At 38.8% G+C, this 14,299-nt stretch carries 13 protein-coding genes; 2 read left to right on the forward strand and 11 right to left on the reverse strand.

Annotated elements, in window-relative coordinates; translation table 11 throughout:
• Positions 1 to 101: 101 nt before the first annotated feature.
• Positions 102 to 2,318, forward strand: a complete 2,217-nt coding sequence (locus tag IEV09_RS05105; RefSeq protein WP_188367190.1) for a glycoside hydrolase family 2 protein — start codon at positions 102 to 104, stop codon at positions 2,316 to 2,318.
• A gap of 70 nt (positions 2,319 to 2,388) precedes the next feature.
• On the opposite strand, the gene IEV09_RS05110 is transcribed toward IEV09_RS05105, so the two are convergent.
• The 4 genes from IEV09_RS05110 to IEV09_RS05125 form a co-directional block, all read right to left on the reverse strand.
• On the reverse strand, positions 2,389 to 2,811 hold the full coding sequence (locus IEV09_RS05110; RefSeq protein WP_188367191.1) for an SRPBCC family protein: 423 nt from the start codon (positions 2,809 to 2,811) through the stop codon (positions 2,389 to 2,391).
• 1 nt (position 2,812) lies between these two features.
• On the reverse strand, positions 2,813 to 3,616 hold the full coding sequence (locus IEV09_RS05115; protein ID WP_188367192.1) for an aminoglycoside adenylyltransferase domain-containing protein: 804 nt from the start codon (positions 3,614 to 3,616) through the stop codon (positions 2,813 to 2,815).
• Between the two features lie 161 nt (positions 3,617 to 3,777).
• A complete protein-coding gene (locus tag IEV09_RS05120; protein ID WP_188367193.1) occupies positions 3,778 to 4,668 on the reverse strand; it encodes a nucleotidyl transferase AbiEii/AbiGii toxin family protein in 891 nt (296 codons plus the stop codon).
• A gap of 23 nt (positions 4,669 to 4,691) precedes the next feature.
• A complete protein-coding gene (locus IEV09_RS05125; protein ID WP_188367194.1) occupies positions 4,692 to 5,555 on the reverse strand; it encodes a type IV toxin-antitoxin system AbiEi family antitoxin domain-containing protein in 864 nt (287 codons plus the stop codon).
• A gap of 295 nt (positions 5,556 to 5,850) precedes the next feature.
• On the opposite strand from IEV09_RS05125, the gene IEV09_RS05130 reads away from it, so the two are divergent.
• Positions 5,851 to 6,330, forward strand: a complete 480-nt coding sequence (locus IEV09_RS05130) for a GNAT family N-acetyltransferase (RefSeq protein WP_188367195.1) — start codon at positions 5,851 to 5,853, stop codon at positions 6,328 to 6,330.
• 186 nt (positions 6,331 to 6,516) lie between these two features.
• On the opposite strand, the gene IEV09_RS05135 is transcribed toward IEV09_RS05130, so the two are convergent.
• The 7 genes from IEV09_RS05135 to IEV09_RS05165 all read right to left on the reverse strand — a co-directional run bounded on the left by IEV09_RS05135 (position 6,517) and on the right by IEV09_RS05165 (position 14,251).
• On the reverse strand, positions 6,517 to 7,275 hold the full coding sequence (locus tag IEV09_RS05135) for a class I SAM-dependent methyltransferase (RefSeq protein WP_188367196.1): 759 nt from the start codon (positions 7,273 to 7,275) through the stop codon (positions 6,517 to 6,519).
• Positions 7,276 to 7,314: 39 nt separating this feature from the next.
• Positions 7,315 to 8,211 carry an AraC family transcriptional regulator gene (locus IEV09_RS05140; protein ID WP_188367197.1) on the reverse strand — a complete coding sequence of 299 codons (897 nt, stop codon included), beginning with the start codon at positions 8,209 to 8,211 and terminating at the stop codon, positions 7,315 to 7,317.
• Between the two features lie 198 nt (positions 8,212 to 8,409).
• Positions 8,410 to 10,224 (reverse strand): glutamine--fructose-6-phosphate transaminase (isomerizing), encoded by a 1,815-nt coding sequence (gene glmS, locus IEV09_RS05145; RefSeq protein WP_188367198.1) that lies wholly within the window; start codon positions 10,222 to 10,224, stop codon positions 8,410 to 8,412.
• Positions 10,225 to 10,594: 370 nt separating this feature from the next.
• Entirely contained in the window at positions 10,595 to 10,909 is a 315-nt protein-coding gene (locus IEV09_RS05150) for a hypothetical protein (protein WP_188367199.1), read from the reverse strand.
• Positions 10,910 to 10,982: 73 nt separating this feature from the next.
• Entirely contained in the window at positions 10,983 to 12,470 is a 1,488-nt protein-coding gene (locus IEV09_RS05155; RefSeq protein ID WP_188367200.1) for a sensor histidine kinase, read from the reverse strand.
• On the reverse strand, positions 12,460 to 13,152 hold the full coding sequence (locus IEV09_RS05160; protein WP_188367201.1) for a response regulator transcription factor: 693 nt from the start codon (positions 13,150 to 13,152) through the stop codon (positions 12,460 to 12,462). The genes IEV09_RS05155 and IEV09_RS05160 overlap by 11 nt, the downstream gene beginning before the upstream one ends.
• 142 nt (positions 13,153 to 13,294) lie before the next feature.
• Positions 13,295 to 14,251, reverse strand: a complete 957-nt coding sequence (locus IEV09_RS05165; protein ID WP_188367202.1) for a helix-turn-helix transcriptional regulator — start codon at positions 14,249 to 14,251, stop codon at positions 13,295 to 13,297.
• Positions 14,252 to 14,299: the final 48 nt, after the last annotated feature.

Genomic DNA, 14,299 nt, shown 5'->3' on the forward strand with positions numbered 1-14,299 from the left:
CGTATAATTTTTCGCTCAAATAATGAGATTGTCCTTTTAGTATAGGCTGTTTTATAATAAGTGTAAAGATGAAATAACGAAGAAAAAGGAGTGTTTTATCAGTGGAAAGTAGACAACGAATCAATGACAAATGGTTTTTTAGCTCAACTTATGAAACCGATTTAGAAAAAGAAACGGAGCTTGAAACTTTTGAGGCGATACAATTGCCACACAATACGGTGAATTTGCCGTATCAATATTTTGACGAGAAAAGCTATCAAAAGGAAACGTGTTATTTTAGAAAAGTCACCATCGATCCAATGGTCCGTAACTTTATTCGCTTTGAAGGCGTGATGGCAGTAGCAGAAGTTTATCTAAATGGCGAACACGTTGCGACACATAAAGGTGGCTACACACCGTTTGAAGTTGAATTGCCCAATACCCAAACGGAGCACCTTTTAGCGGTGGTGGTCGATGGTTCTGAACGCGATGATGTCCCACCATTTGGTGCAGCGATTGACTATTTAACCTACAGTGGGATTTACCGCGATGTCTTTTTAGTCGAACGTCACGGTGTCTTTATTGAAGAACCATTTTTCAAAATCAAAAATAAAGCAGAAAATACGTATACGGCAGAATTGGTTTTTAATGTCCAAGAAGCAGGAACGTTGCAAGTGCTGTTAACGGGTGAAGATTTAGCGATTGAGGGTACGATTGATGCGACAGTTGGCGCGAATACATTTGTTTTCCCGGAAATGACGGTCAATGAATGGTCACCAGAAAATCCCCATTTATATGAGTTAGTGATTTTAGAAGAAGAAGACCTCTTGTATCAACAAAAAGTTGGTTTCCGTCGGGCAGAATTTACCAAAGATGGTTTTTATTTGAACGGTGAAAACTACTCAATTATTGGCTTGAATCGCCATCAAGATTACCCATACGTTGGCTATGCGATGCCAGAAGAGTGGCAAGTTGAAGATGTCCGTGTCTTAAAACATGAATTAGGTTTAAATATGGTTCGAACGTCGCATTATCCACAAAGTTTAGCCTTTATTGCAGCCTGTGATGAGCTAGGATTACTCGTTTTTGAAGAGATTCCAGGTTGGCAACACATCGGTGAAGGCGAGTGGCACGATGTTTTACTACAGAATGTCCGCGAGATGGTTGTCCGTGATCGCAACAATCCAAGTGTCGTTTTATGGGGTGTGCGTGTCAATGAATCCGATGACCATCATGAGCTGTATACGAAAACCAATGCTTTATGTCGCGAACTCGATCCGACACGTCAAACGGGTGGCGTGCGTTATTTAGAGCGCAGTGAATTTTTAGAAGATGTTTACACAATGAATGATTTCTCTTATGATGGGGGCGATACGGAGCGCTTGAAACGTGAAATTGAAGTCGCGACGTATGATAACGTGCAAGTGGAGCGTAAAGGTTTGCGGACGGTCGAACAAGTTGTGGGCGAAAAGGTCCCTTATTTAGTGACAGAGTATGCCGGTCACATGTATCCGACCAAACGCTTTGATCAAGAAGAACGTTTAATTGAACATGCGATGCGTCATGCGGTCGTTGTGAATGCGGCTTATGAAAATCCAAACATTAGTGGTGCAGTCGGTTGGTGTGCCTTTGATTACCATACACACGAAAACTTTGGTAGTGGCGACCGAATTTGTTACCATGGCGTGATGGATAATTTCCGCGTGAGCAAATTTGCCGCGAGTGTTTATGCGAGTCAACAAGATCCAAAACAAAACCCAATTATGGTGCCATTAACCAATTGGACACGTGGTGACCGCAACATGGCGCAAAGTGTGCCGATTTATGTGTTTACAAACTGTGATGAAATTGAAGTTCGCTACAATGGCAAATCACGTGGTTTCTATCAACGTGAAGAAGGTGGTAAGTTCAGTCATCTGCCGTATCCGCCAATTGTCTTAAAAGAATTCAACTTCTTATGGGGTGAGCCGTTTGGACCACTTGATGTGATTGGGTATCTAAATGGAGAAGTCGTCGTGACGAAAGAATATACCAATGAGCCGGTACTTCATGATTTGGTCGTTGAAACGAGTCATGAGACGTTAATTAAATCGGATCGTTGGGCAGCGGCTAAAATTACGATGAAAATTGTTGACCAAAAAGGTAATTTACTCCCATTCTTAATGGGTAGCGTTCGCTTAGAAAATGAAGGTGGCGAAGTCTTGGGTGGCAATGATGTTCCCGTGATTGGCGGTTCGGCTGTTTGTTGGGTACGTACGTTACCAGAAACGGATCAAATCAAATTAGTCGCAACGTATGGCGAATTTAAGAAAGAAGTAACGATACAAGTCGAAGGATAGAAAAAAGAAGATAAAAGAGCACAATGTAGCGATGACCTTCTTAGGTGAGTGCTGTATTGTGCCCTTTTATTTAAACGATGAAATCCTCAATTTGTTGCAACATCTTTGCCCATGATTGTTTGATTTGTGGGACATACGTTTCCCACTGCTTGTCGATTTGGTGTATTAAAGTAACTTGCGACCCACTGGGAGTCGCTTGAATATCAATCGTGACCAGACTGGAAGCAGGTAAGTCATCCACGACGCCCCAAGTAAATTGCAGTCGATTGGGTTTTTCTAAAGTTAAATAATGACCGATATGTTGCACGTCTTGTCCGTTTCGATGGTCAGTAAAAATAAAGTAGCCATTGATTTCAAGGTGATTGTCACATTGAATGAGTTCGCCATCATGAAAGAGCCACTTTTTGAGAATTTCCGGTTGCGTCCATGCTTGATAAATCGTCTCAGGGATCAGTTGAAAATCATGTGTGACGGTCACAGCTATTTTTGTCATTTTAATCACTCCAATTCGTTTGTTTAATCGGCATTTTTTTGATGATGTGTTGTTTTAAATTCGCGAGCATCGTTTTTTCATGAGCGGTTAATTCAAAAACATCGGCACTTGAATAACCGTCAAGTAGGCGTTGGATCAACGGTTGAAAGTCAACGGGGAAGGTTTGAATGGCCCAAAGACCAGCCTCATACTTGGAAAGGATGCTTGATTCTGTTAAATAAGCTAGAACGCGAAAACTATTGAGGGCACTATAAACGGGCTCCTCTTCAAAATGGGTTAAACAATCATAGTAGTCAGCTAGAATGGCGGATAGATAATCTTTTTTGGCAATGGGGTGAAAGAGTGTTTTAATCGGTGGTCCATCAAAACAAAGACCAGCATGATAAAGGATCGTTAAGTGTGCAGCTAAGTCGTAATCGGTCTGTCGTGATTCGCTCAGCCATTTTTCCGGTTCATTCGTGTAACGGGTACGCCAAAATTCACTGTAATGAAAGTCAAAAGGGTAGGGATGTTTTCGTTCATTTAATTGATTGATGGTTAAGATGCTTAACTCAATCGGAAAAGGTTCATTGGAGTACTGCAGTAACTGTTTGACTAAGGCGATTTTTTGCTCCAATCGCAGGGGCTTTTTTATCAAAATCAAAAGATCGATGTCACTTTTTTGAGGATTGAAGCCACCTAGCGCAAGCGAACCATGAAGATAACAGCCTAAATAATCGTCGCTTAAAAGTGTTTTGATTTCGTGATGGAGTAGGCTTAGGAAATCTTGCACCGGTGATGGCAGTGTGTTCCTATCTTTATCCATGGCTGAGGGCTCCTTTCTTTGACTTGTAGGTTACTATCGGTCTTTGTCAAGGGGAAATGCTACTATTTGGTATCCGTTTAGGGATAAAAAGGTTGAGATAAGTTTAGTATTTTATTCGTATTCATGGAGTGAGAGGAGATAAACGCAATACGATACATTAATCAAATATCAGTTCTACGTCTATAAATAATTTCCAATTCTGTTAAGTGTTGTTTTAATTGGAGAATGATCTTTTGAAAATCTAAATCTTGTGCATATATTCTGTCCTTAGTGTAATTTATCCAACTGCTCGTACTCATTTGTACATCCTCTAAAATAGAATCCACAACATAGTACCAGTCTTCAAACCTTTCCTCATTTATCTCAAGTGTTGGATGTCTGAAAATCCAAGTATTTTGGAAAGCTTCATACAGCTCATTAATATTCGGTTTTTGTGGGTCATTGAGTATCAGGTGAATGTCATAAAAATCTTTCATTCTAGAATTTTTGGTACCTAAAGTTAGAATGGTTTCTATTTTTTCCGCTAAGATAGTCGCAATTGGATAACAAAGCAATAATAGGTTATCTTGTTCTCCTTTTGCTTCGTTGAATAGTAAAGGTATTTCTATTAATTGCACTTCGGGAGTTATTGTATCCCCTACGCCTAAATCTAAATCAAAAATAATAAAAGTTCGTTCGTCTAAAAAAGTCATTTTGAATTGAGCTTTAAATCCATCATAAATTCTGTGCATTTGTGAGTACTCGAAGGAAATGAGTTCAAATTTTACATTATCATTTAAATCAATTTCAATAATCGTAAGGAGCACATTTTCTATCTGATCTTTATCTGCTTTTATTTCTGAGATTAGTGTATCCAAATCCTTTGTTGTTCTTTGCTCGATGTTAAAAATAGTGCCTAAAAGAAATCCTCCTTTTAAGATAAGATTTTCTTTGTATTGACTTATTTGAAGTCTGGATAAGAATCTTTCAATCGCATATCTAATTCTATATTCTTCAAAACTCATATTTTTATTTTGATTTTTAATTAAATCTTTTAAACGATTTGAATTCATGAAAATACTCCTAATTCTTTATTTTAATAAATCTGCAATTCCCATAAGTATTGTTTGACCTTTGTTTCAACATTTTGCTGTTTAGCAATCCGTAATAGTCTCTTATCATCGTCGGGGTTTTTCTGATGGTATTTTTTGAGTGCGTTTTGCTTCACTTCTTCTTCTGTATTTGATTTGAAAATATCCGCAATTGTTCGCTCCATCGATGTTACTCGAATATCATTTCCATATATAGTTTTTTTAGATTTAATTTGTGAGCTGCTAATGGGTGTGTTTTTAACTAAATAGATCGAATCGTTTTGATCATATTGAAGTACCAGTGCCTTATTGTTATTGTAAGAAGAGGTATTAATTTTTATATAACGATTTTCATTTTTCTCTATTTGTGAAAAATTGTAATTTAGCGGTATACTCATAATCGTGTATCGAGGGATAACATCACTCAAGTCATGTAAATATAGAGCAGTTTCATGGGAAATGACAGCACGTGTATACTGTGCTTGAAATAAGAACTGCGCATCGATTGGTTTATTCGGAAAGACATAAATCCCTCGATTGATTTCATTTAATTGATATTTAGCAATATACTTATCAATATTATAATTACTAATACCTGATTCCCGAATGATTTTTTTTACAATGTTGCCATTATATTTAGCGGATTGAACTAAAAATGCAAACTCCTGTGAATCGAGTGGAGGGAGATTTTCACTAATCAGGTAATCTTGCAATTTTTTTGTGTAGAAAGGTTTTTTTAATTGATCGATCGTCTCGATTAATTGATTGGTATCGAGAATATCAACGATTTCACCTATCATATTCTTTAGCTTTTTATCGTTTTCCGTTGCATCATCAGAATAGTAAAGTTCATCTATATCTATATTCATAAAAAACACGTCCTTTTTTTTATTTTAACATTTAACGTGAGGTTTTAAAAGAAATTAGCGTTAAATATTAAATTAAAACGCTGTATATTCGGTTTATTTTACTTTTTAACGTGTTTAATCCTTATGTTTTCAAGTTAAATATTAAAATTAGAATCAAGTGAATTTTAAATTAGTTGCCCTTTCTGTGGTGAGCGAGCCATCTTTCATTGACGTGTTCTCTACTTAGGATTACCATCAATCTATCTATAAATAGTAAAAAGTTTGATTCATTTAAACTGAAAAAAGGAGAGCGTCCATGATTATTCGAGAAATAACCCAACAAGACAATGCTGCAATTAAAAAAATTATTCAAGATTCGCTCTCATCACTAGGGCTAGTGATTCCTGGAACGGCTTATTTTGATCCGCAATTAGCTGATTTGCATCAATACTACAACAACTTATCGCAGGCGAAATATTGGATTGTCGAACGTGACGGTGAGGTCGTTGGAGGTGTAGGCATTGCTCCGTTTGATGAACAAGCGAAGATTTGCGAACTACAAAAACTTTACTTAAGCCCTCAAGCGCAAGGTCTAGGTTTAGCCAATCAATTAATGGAGACGGCTTTGGCATATGCGGCGGACCATTATGCTGCTTGTTATTTAGAGACAACGCACGAGTTAGAGGCCGCTTGTCGCCTCTATGAGAAATTTGGTTTCACGTTACTCACCGAACCGTTAGTCGGATCGGAACATTCAGCGATGAACGCCTGGTACTTGAAGCCCTTAAATCAATGAAAAATAGCCGACACGCTAAAAAGCAGTCGGCTATTTTTTGTCGATTCAACGGTCACTGATTTGGCAGAGTTCCTTAGTTTATCAACACCATCACGCGTAATCATCGAATGATTAGCCGTTTGACTTTAATCGATTACGATCGAGTCTTTCAGCCTTTGAATGTAGATAACAGCTGCCGATTTTTACTTATTTTTTAATGGCTTCAAAAGTAAAAATCGAATGATTCGACGTAGGTTGTTGATTATATTGATAATCAGCGGAACAAGTAATAGCGGTAAATCCAATTTTTTCGAGCATGTTTTTGAATTCTTCTAGACCGTACCAACGCATACAAAATTTTTGTAATTCGCTAGCAATTTGTTTCCCTTGACGCCATTTCTCATAAGTTAAATAAGACAAGGTCGTTTGTTCGACCCAATCGATTGCAATGGCTTTGTTTTCCAGTAAAATACCTTCATCCGCTGACAGCGAAAAAGTAGATGTACTGATCGTTCCGGTTTGCCAATCGCTAGGTAGCATTAAATCAATAATCAATCGACCATTCTTTTCAAGGTGTTGATAAAAATTCAGCAAGGTTTGTTGTGCGTCGTCCAATGATTCAATGAGACAAAAAGAACCAGTAGGAACGACAATGGCTTCGTAGACTTGATTGAATGAAAAAGTCGCAAAATCAGCCTCATAGAGACGAGGCGATAAATGACGCTCGTGACAGCGTTTTTGACAAGAATCGAGCATCGCAGAAGAAGCATCAAAACCATCAACGTCTAGTCCTTGTTCCAGCAAGGGAATCAAAAAACGTCCAGAGCCGACCGCGGCTTCTAGTATTTTCCCTTTAGTGTTCGCCAGTCGAGCAAGATAATATTCGATGTCCCCATTAATCGAGTGTCCGACAGGCTTGGTGAAATCATAAACTTCGGTACATAGTGGACCATAAGAATCAAACATTTTTTTTCCTCCAGTCATTTCATTTGTAAGCATACGTATTTATGCTTTTTTTATCGGAATATAAATATCCATCACTACTTGTTTTAAACCATGACAACGTTCATCATAAAATTCAAAATCAAGCTTACTTTCATCAAAGAGATAACCACTTTTTGGAAACCATTCTAAAAAAATATAACGCCAAGTTTCTTTAACCATTTCAGCTAGCGGGTCTTCCTGATAAGAAGAGACCGTTTCGATGTTATCGACTGGTGGGGTGGTAAAGACGACGTAGTTCGCAGATGGAATGGTACAAGTCATCATTTCCTTGGTGATTTTGAAATAATCTTGCACAATGACGCCAAATAAATAAGTGACAGTTTTACTTTCTGGCGAGGATACACAAACCCCGACTTCGCCGTGTGCAGGGGGATCGAGCAAATCATACATTTTTTGTTCTAAATTTTCGCCAACATACATTTCCCAATAAGCCGCAATGTCTTTTGTTGACTCACGAGAGCTGGTTGTTTCGATCCCAAAACCAGCGACTTTAAACGAACGCTTGTAACGAAAATCAATAATCACTTCTTCTGGATTAAAATGAACAAAGGAAGAAGGTGTTTCCGAACCAAGCGTAGCGTGACGGTCTAGATAGATTGAGGGACTGTAACCAAACGTTTTACGAAAAGCCTTTGAGAAACCACTTGCTGTTTGAAAGCCGTAGTCTAAAGCGACATCGATGATTTTGGCACGATGCAGCAACTCTTGTCTAGCAGCAATTAAGCGCATTGTTCGCACGTAATCCATCAATGGTATTTTTTGATAATGGCTAAAAATTTTACAGAAATGAGAGGTTGAATAGCCAGCATGGTCCGCAATTTGTTGCGCAGTCAACTGGGACTTTAAATGTTGTTTAATGTAAGTAATGCTACGCAAAATATTTGCTTGATGTTCCAAAGAACGAACCCCCTTAGTAAATGATTCTTTCTTTATTATAACAAGTTTTTACCAAAGAGCTGTTCCAATTTCATCAATCGTATGCGAAGTGCAATGACGTTGCTTGTTTGTTAGAAAGATAGAAAGTCTAGTACTTGAAGCCTTTCAATCGCTAAAAAAATAACCGACATGCTAAAAAGCAGTCGGCTATTTTGAAGTCTATTCAACGGTCACTGATTTGGCTAGATTCCTTGGTTTATCTACATCGTAACCACGCTCATCACTCGCATAATAAGCGAGTAATTGCAATGGAATAATCGTTACAAGGCTGGCTAAATAATCCGGTACATCGGGTAAAACAAACAAATCATCTGCTTGAGCCAATGATGCTTTGGCAAAAATCATGGTTTCGGCACCGCGGCTTTTGACTTCTTCTAGATTTCCGCGTGTATGTGTATGTGTCGCCTCATCGGTAATTAGACCGATGACTGGTGTTCCTGTTTCAATTAAAGCGATGGTACCATGCTTTAACTCACCAGCTGCGAAACCTTCCGCTTGGATATAAGAAATCTCTTTTAATTTGAGTGCGGCTTCTAAAGCGACCGCATAATCGACACCACGACCAATGAAAAAGGCATTGCGTGTCGTTGGTAAGTAGTGTTTCACTGCTTGATGAATCGCGGATTTATCCTCAATCATCTGTGTCATTTTTTCTTCGATTAAACTAAATTCATGAGATAAATCAGACGGTTGTCCGTAATTACCGCCTCTTTGTTGCGCCACCGCATAGGCTAAAATCGTTAACAAGCTAATTTGAGCGGTATAGGCTTTGGTTGAAGCCACGGCAATTTCTGGTCCTGCTTCTAAAAATAAAGCGGCATCGGCTTCACGTGCCAATGTGGAACCTGGTACATTCGTAATCGTCAAGGATGGTAAATGCAATTGATTCGTCTTAACTAAAACTTGGCGACTATCGGCTGTTTCACCACTTTGACTTAAGAAAATAAAAAAGGCTTTGGGCGTAAGTAAAGGCATATGATAGCCGAATTCACTCGCCACATGGACTTCCACAGGGGTTTTTATCCATGCTTCGAGGGTTGCTTTCGCAGCTAGTCCAGCATGATAACTCGTACCACAAGCGACAATATATAAGCGATCACTAGCCGCTATTTTTTGAATAAGGTCTGAGTCGATTCGTACGTTGCCTGTCTGGTCAAAATATTTTTGCTGTAATCGACGGATCACCAGTGGCTGCTCTTCAATTTCTTTGAGCATGTAAAAAGGGTAGGTGCCCTTATCGATGCTGTCGTTATCAACTTGTGCCTCATAAGGCGTACGTTGAATTTTTTGACCATCGAGTGTTTCGATGATGACGCTGTCCGTTGTTAAAGTCACAATTTCACCGTCTTGTAACTCAATCAATTGATTGGTTTGGTGAATCATTGCGAGCGCATCGCTACCGACTAAATGAAAATCAGGACCGCAACCAATTAAGAGCGGACTTTTATTTTTGGCAGCATAAAAACGATCCGGTTGTGTCGGATCAATCAAAGCGAAAGCATAAGAACCTTGAATCTGTGTTAAGGCTTTTTTGAAAGCTGATTTAGCATCAAGTCCCTCGTTAGCCATCAATTGTTCAATAACATTCACAACAATTTCCGTATCGGTTTCCCCGGTTAAGGTAGTATCTTTGAGATACATTTCCTTTAGTTCTTTGTAGTTTTCAATCACACCATTGTGCACCAATACGACTTTTCCATGTTCCGAACGATGGGGGTGCGCATTGGCTTCACTTGGTACACCATGGGTCGCCCAGCGCGTATGCCCGATACCAACCGTGCCATGCATCGCAGGCGTGATTTTATGAGCTAATGCCTTAATCGGACCTTGCGCTTTGACTAAGCTTCCTCCTTCTTCTTGATTGGCGAGATAGATTCCAGCTGAATCGTATCCACGGTATTCTAACCGTTCTAAGCCTTTCAAAAGGACTTCGCAAACATTCTCATTTGCAATCATTCCGACAATTCCACACATAATATGTCTTCCTACTTTCTTATTCAATTTTCAAGTTGTTCGTAGGTTTCTGTCTGCGGATAAAAGCTTTGTTTTTTCTTTTGCAAGAAAGGTTTGTCTTTTATCTATAGAGTGCAGTCCCTGAAGCCACCCGCCGAATATTTCGATAAGCTTCTTCCTCGTCTTCTGTAAATACAGATCTGGCGCTATTTTCCGATTTTAATGAATTCGTCTCCTTTATTTTTTTTAGAAACCTGAAAAAAGCATAACTTATGCGATGTTTTTTTGTCAAACGTTTTTTGATGAATGATTTTAAAGAAACGACAGTTATTTAAAATGAACAATGAAAAACCCCTACGAGTATTTTCGTAAGGGCTGATCTGATTTTTAATTAATAACCCATCATTCCGCGATGTGAGCTACGCATATTATTGTGCATGCGATTCATAAAACCATCATTGTCACCATGGCAAGAACCTTGGTTATTATCCATTCGTTCGTTCATTTCATTGGCTTCTTCTTGCGTTAGATTGCCAAGTTGGACTTGTTCATCCAAATGATTTTGGCGTCCTGATTCCCATGTGTCGTTGTAGGAAGAGTCCGAATTGTCATTCCTATTGTCTGATGCAGCAAAAGCCGAAACAGAAGTCACACCAGCTGCTAAGATGATCGTTGCTGCAAGAGCAATCTTTATTTTTTTGTTCATAAAAAAAACACTCCTTACATAATTGTTTATTTGTTATAACTTCATTATACGAAAGAAGTGTGGCAAAGATGTGTCAAAAAGTGTCTAAAGTGGTGACATCAATGGTTGTGAGATTTGAGAAATCAAAAATAAATTGTGCACCACCTGTCGGACGATTCTCAGCTGTTAAAAGAATCTGATGGCGTTCTGCAATTTGTCGGGCAATCGCTAAGCCTAAACCAGTACCGACTTTATTATTTTCACCATAGGTTTTATGGAAACGGTCAAAAATATAAGGCAGATCCTCGGCTGCAATCCCCTCACCTTGATCGCTAATCGTTAAACGATTTTGTGTGAATTCAATCCTTAAGGTACCGTTAACGGGTGAGAATTTAATCGCGTTATCTAAAACAATTAACAGCATTTGACGTAAACGACCGTAATCCCCAAGGAAAAGAAGAGGGGCCGTTTCAAGTTGCGTCTCGAAAGTCAGTTCTTTTTCTTGTCCGAGTTGTCGAGCACTGCGTAACGTATCCGCGATAATTTCTTGTAAGCTAACCGGTGCTTTTTCAATTTGAAAATCCAAATTTTGTAAGCGTGAAAGGTCGAGTAAATCACCAACGAGTCGTTCAAGGAAGGTCGCTTCAATAAACATTTGTTGATGGTATTCTTTGATTTTTTGTGGATCGGTAACAATTTCTTCTGTCAGTGCTTCAAGTGAGCCACGTAAAACCGTGACCGGTGTGCGTAGCTCATGAGAAATATTTGCTACATAATCTTGACGTAGTTGTTCCAACTTCTGGCTTTCTTGACTGGCTTCATCCAAGCGAATAGCCAAAGTATCAATCGTTTCGGATAATTCGCCAATTTCATCTTGTTGTGTGAGCTTCGTTTGAGCCGTGTAATCTCCGTGGGCTAATTGTAAGGCCGTCTTTTTCATTTTGGACAATGGTTTGGTAAAAGAATACGATAAGAAAAAGGCAAAAATAAGCGCGAGTAGTAAAGCAATCAATAAACTAATGGCAAAAATACCTAGCCCTTTTTGTACGCCGGTATTTAAACCGCTAATCGGTGATTGGAGTAGGGCACTAGCCCAAATTTCACCTTGGTTATTTGTGATCGGAACACCAATCGTTAAGGTTTTTTGCTGTAGTTGCTCACTAAACCCTTCATCGATAATTGTTTCTCCTTGAAAGACGTCTGGAAGAATACGGACAATCTCGATTGGTAGTGGATTGCTGTGCGAATTCATCGACGCGTTGCCACGATTGCGCGACATCGTACTCGTTGCGAGTGGATTGAAATCGCGATCGACTAACCAAACGTCGTTGCCAGCGACTTCTTCAATGAACTTCAAATAATCATCACTACTACTCATCATTTGTTCATGATGTGAGGCGTCTTCTTGGTCAGAAAAAGCATCGGCTAAAGCTTCAGCGTAATGAACTAACTCGTCGCGTTGAACGTCAATGGTATAGTCACGGAATAAAAAGAAAAAGACAGTCCCAATCGTTAAAGCAAATAATAACAAGGCACTGACGAAATAACTGGCGAGTTTTAACGCAATCTTACTAATTTTCATCGCTTAAAACCTCGAATTTGTAACCAACACCCCAAATGGTTTTGATATCCCACAATGGATGGTCGACTTGATTTAACTTACTACGTAGCCGTTTAATATGGCTATCAACGGTTCGAGTATCGCCAAAATAATCAAAGCCCCAAAGCAAGTTCAACAGTTCATCTCGCGAATAAGCTTTCTTGCGATTACTAGCAAGTGTCCACAGCAAATCCAATTCTTTTTTAGTCAGTAAAATCGGTTGATTATCAACGGTAACGGTATAATTTTCTAAATTAATCGTCAAATCATGGAAAGAAAAAAGTTGGGTGTTGACGGGATCTTGTTGCACCCGACGCATGACGGCTTTAATTCGAGCCATGACTTCACCAGGAGAAAAAGGTTTGACGATATAATCGTCTGCGCCAATCTCTAGTCCCATAATGCGTTCAAAATCTTCGCCACGAGCGGTAATCATTAAAATCGGTACATTCGATGTCTCGCGAATTTCTCGACAGACCGCAAACCCGTCTTTTTTAGGCATCATGACATCGAGTAAAACGACGTCTGGTTGTTCATTATGGAAAATTTCTAGCGCTGTCTCCCCATCGTAAGCAAGCAAAACGTCGTATGAATTTTTTTTAGCGTACTCGGCTAAAATCGAAGTAATCTGTTGGTTGTCATCGACAATTAATAGTTTTTGCATACGGTCCCTCCTTAAGTAAATCATAGTAAAAAAAGATGTCTTTTTGATGGCAATATCAAGATTGTCTATACAAAAGCGTAAGAACGTTCACGCTTTTTGAAAAAGGCTTTGTTAAGATAGTGTCATAAGTGAAAACGTTTTATTAAAGTGATGAAGGCGTTTCATTTGGTTTCAAATCATGAAATAGTTTTTTCAAGAGATGAATGCTTTCAAATTTAGAGTGAATCATTTGTTGCTCGCCTATTTGTGGACCGTTGAAAAGGACGCTTTTTGTTTTTTGTTGGTTACGATAATCTTTGGGTGATAAATGATAGTTCATTTTAAAGGCTTTATTTAAATAGCGCATGTCTGAAAAGCCCGTCATTTCGCTAATTGCTAAAATACTATGCTCGGTATGTGTTAATAAGTAATGGGCTTTTTCACAGCGAATCATGTTTAAATAATTTTGGAAAGACACGCCAAAATTTTGCTGAAAAAAATGCGACAAGTAATTGACCGATAACTCTTCTTGTTTGGCGAGGGTTTCTAATCGTATTTTTTCAGGGTAATGCTGATAAATGTATTGGCTAATCCGTCGAATCCGCTCCTGGCGAACGAGGTGAGCACCTTGTTTATTTTCAGGAATCCGTTCAAACGTGGCAGATTGCAGTAGTTCGGCCAAGGCTAAAGAAGCATAACCATGACACTCGAGTGCAACGTATGCTTGTTCTTCGAAAAAAGCCAAACACGTTTTGAAAAAATAAAAACGAAGCGCTTGAAAATGGGTGTTGTTGTGATTGGAAAGTACTTGTGGAGCAAAAGAGAGTTCATTGATCTGTGGGAAAAAAGCATCAAATTCTTTTGTATTCAATTGTAAAATCAGTAGTTTAGCCGTTTCTATTGCCGTTAGTTCGTGTAATTGACAAGAGTTAATGACAATCAGTTCGCCATGCTTCATATGTAAGGTTTGATTTTCAATCGTGAGCGTCAGCTGACCATCCAACACATAAATCCATTCCAAATCAGTATGTAAGTGTGGTCGACGATAATTCATATCAATTAAGAAGGCGTGCACGCCACTTGTTTGGTCGTGTGCAATCAGTTCAAATTCATTCAACATTAAAAACGCTCCTTTCCACATCAATATAACGAATGTTCGAGGAGTTAT

Source organism: Enterococcus alcedinis, assembly GCF_014635985.1.
In the GTDB taxonomy this organism is placed as follows: domain Bacteria; phylum Bacillota; class Bacilli; order Lactobacillales; family Enterococcaceae; genus Enterococcus_I; species Enterococcus_I alcedinis.

Excerpts from the sequence above, each read along its gene's own strand:
- IEV09_RS05155 (WP_188367200.1), bottom strand. The coding sequence starts at position 12,470 with ATGAAAATTAGTAAGATTGCGTTAAAACTCGCCAGTTATTTCGTCAGT.
- IEV09_RS05110 (WP_188367191.1), bottom strand. The coding sequence starts at position 2,811 with ATGACAAAAATAGCTGTGACCGTCACACATGATTTTCAACTGATCCCT.
- IEV09_RS05165 (WP_188367202.1), bottom strand. The coding sequence starts at position 14,251 with ATGTTGAATGAATTTGAACTGATTGCACACGACCAAACAAGTGGCGTG.
- IEV09_RS05115 (WP_188367192.1), bottom strand. The coding sequence starts at position 3,616 with ATGGATAAAGATAGGAACACACTGCCATCACCGGTGCAAGATTTCCTA.
- IEV09_RS05150 (WP_188367199.1), bottom strand. The coding sequence starts at position 10,909 with ATGAACAAAAAAATAAAGATTGCTCTTGCAGCAACGATCATCTTAGCA.
- IEV09_RS05125 (WP_188367194.1), bottom strand. The coding sequence starts at position 5,555 with ATGAATATAGATATAGATGAACTTTACTATTCTGATGATGCAACGGAA.
- IEV09_RS05135 (WP_188367196.1), bottom strand. The coding sequence starts at position 7,275 with ATGTTTGATTCTTATGGTCCACTATGTACCGAAGTTTATGATTTCACC.
- glmS (WP_188367198.1), bottom strand. The coding sequence starts at position 10,224 with ATGTGTGGAATTGTCGGAATGATTGCAAATGAGAATGTTTGCGAAGTC.
- IEV09_RS05120 (WP_188367193.1), bottom strand. The coding sequence starts at position 4,668 with ATGAATTCAAATCGTTTAAAAGATTTAATTAAAAATCAAAATAAAAAT.
- IEV09_RS05160 (WP_188367201.1), bottom strand. The coding sequence starts at position 13,152 with ATGCAAAAACTATTAATTGTCGATGACAACCAACAGATTACTTCGATT.
- IEV09_RS05130 (WP_188367195.1), top strand. The coding sequence starts at position 5,851 with ATGATTATTCGAGAAATAACCCAACAAGACAATGCTGCAATTAAAAAA.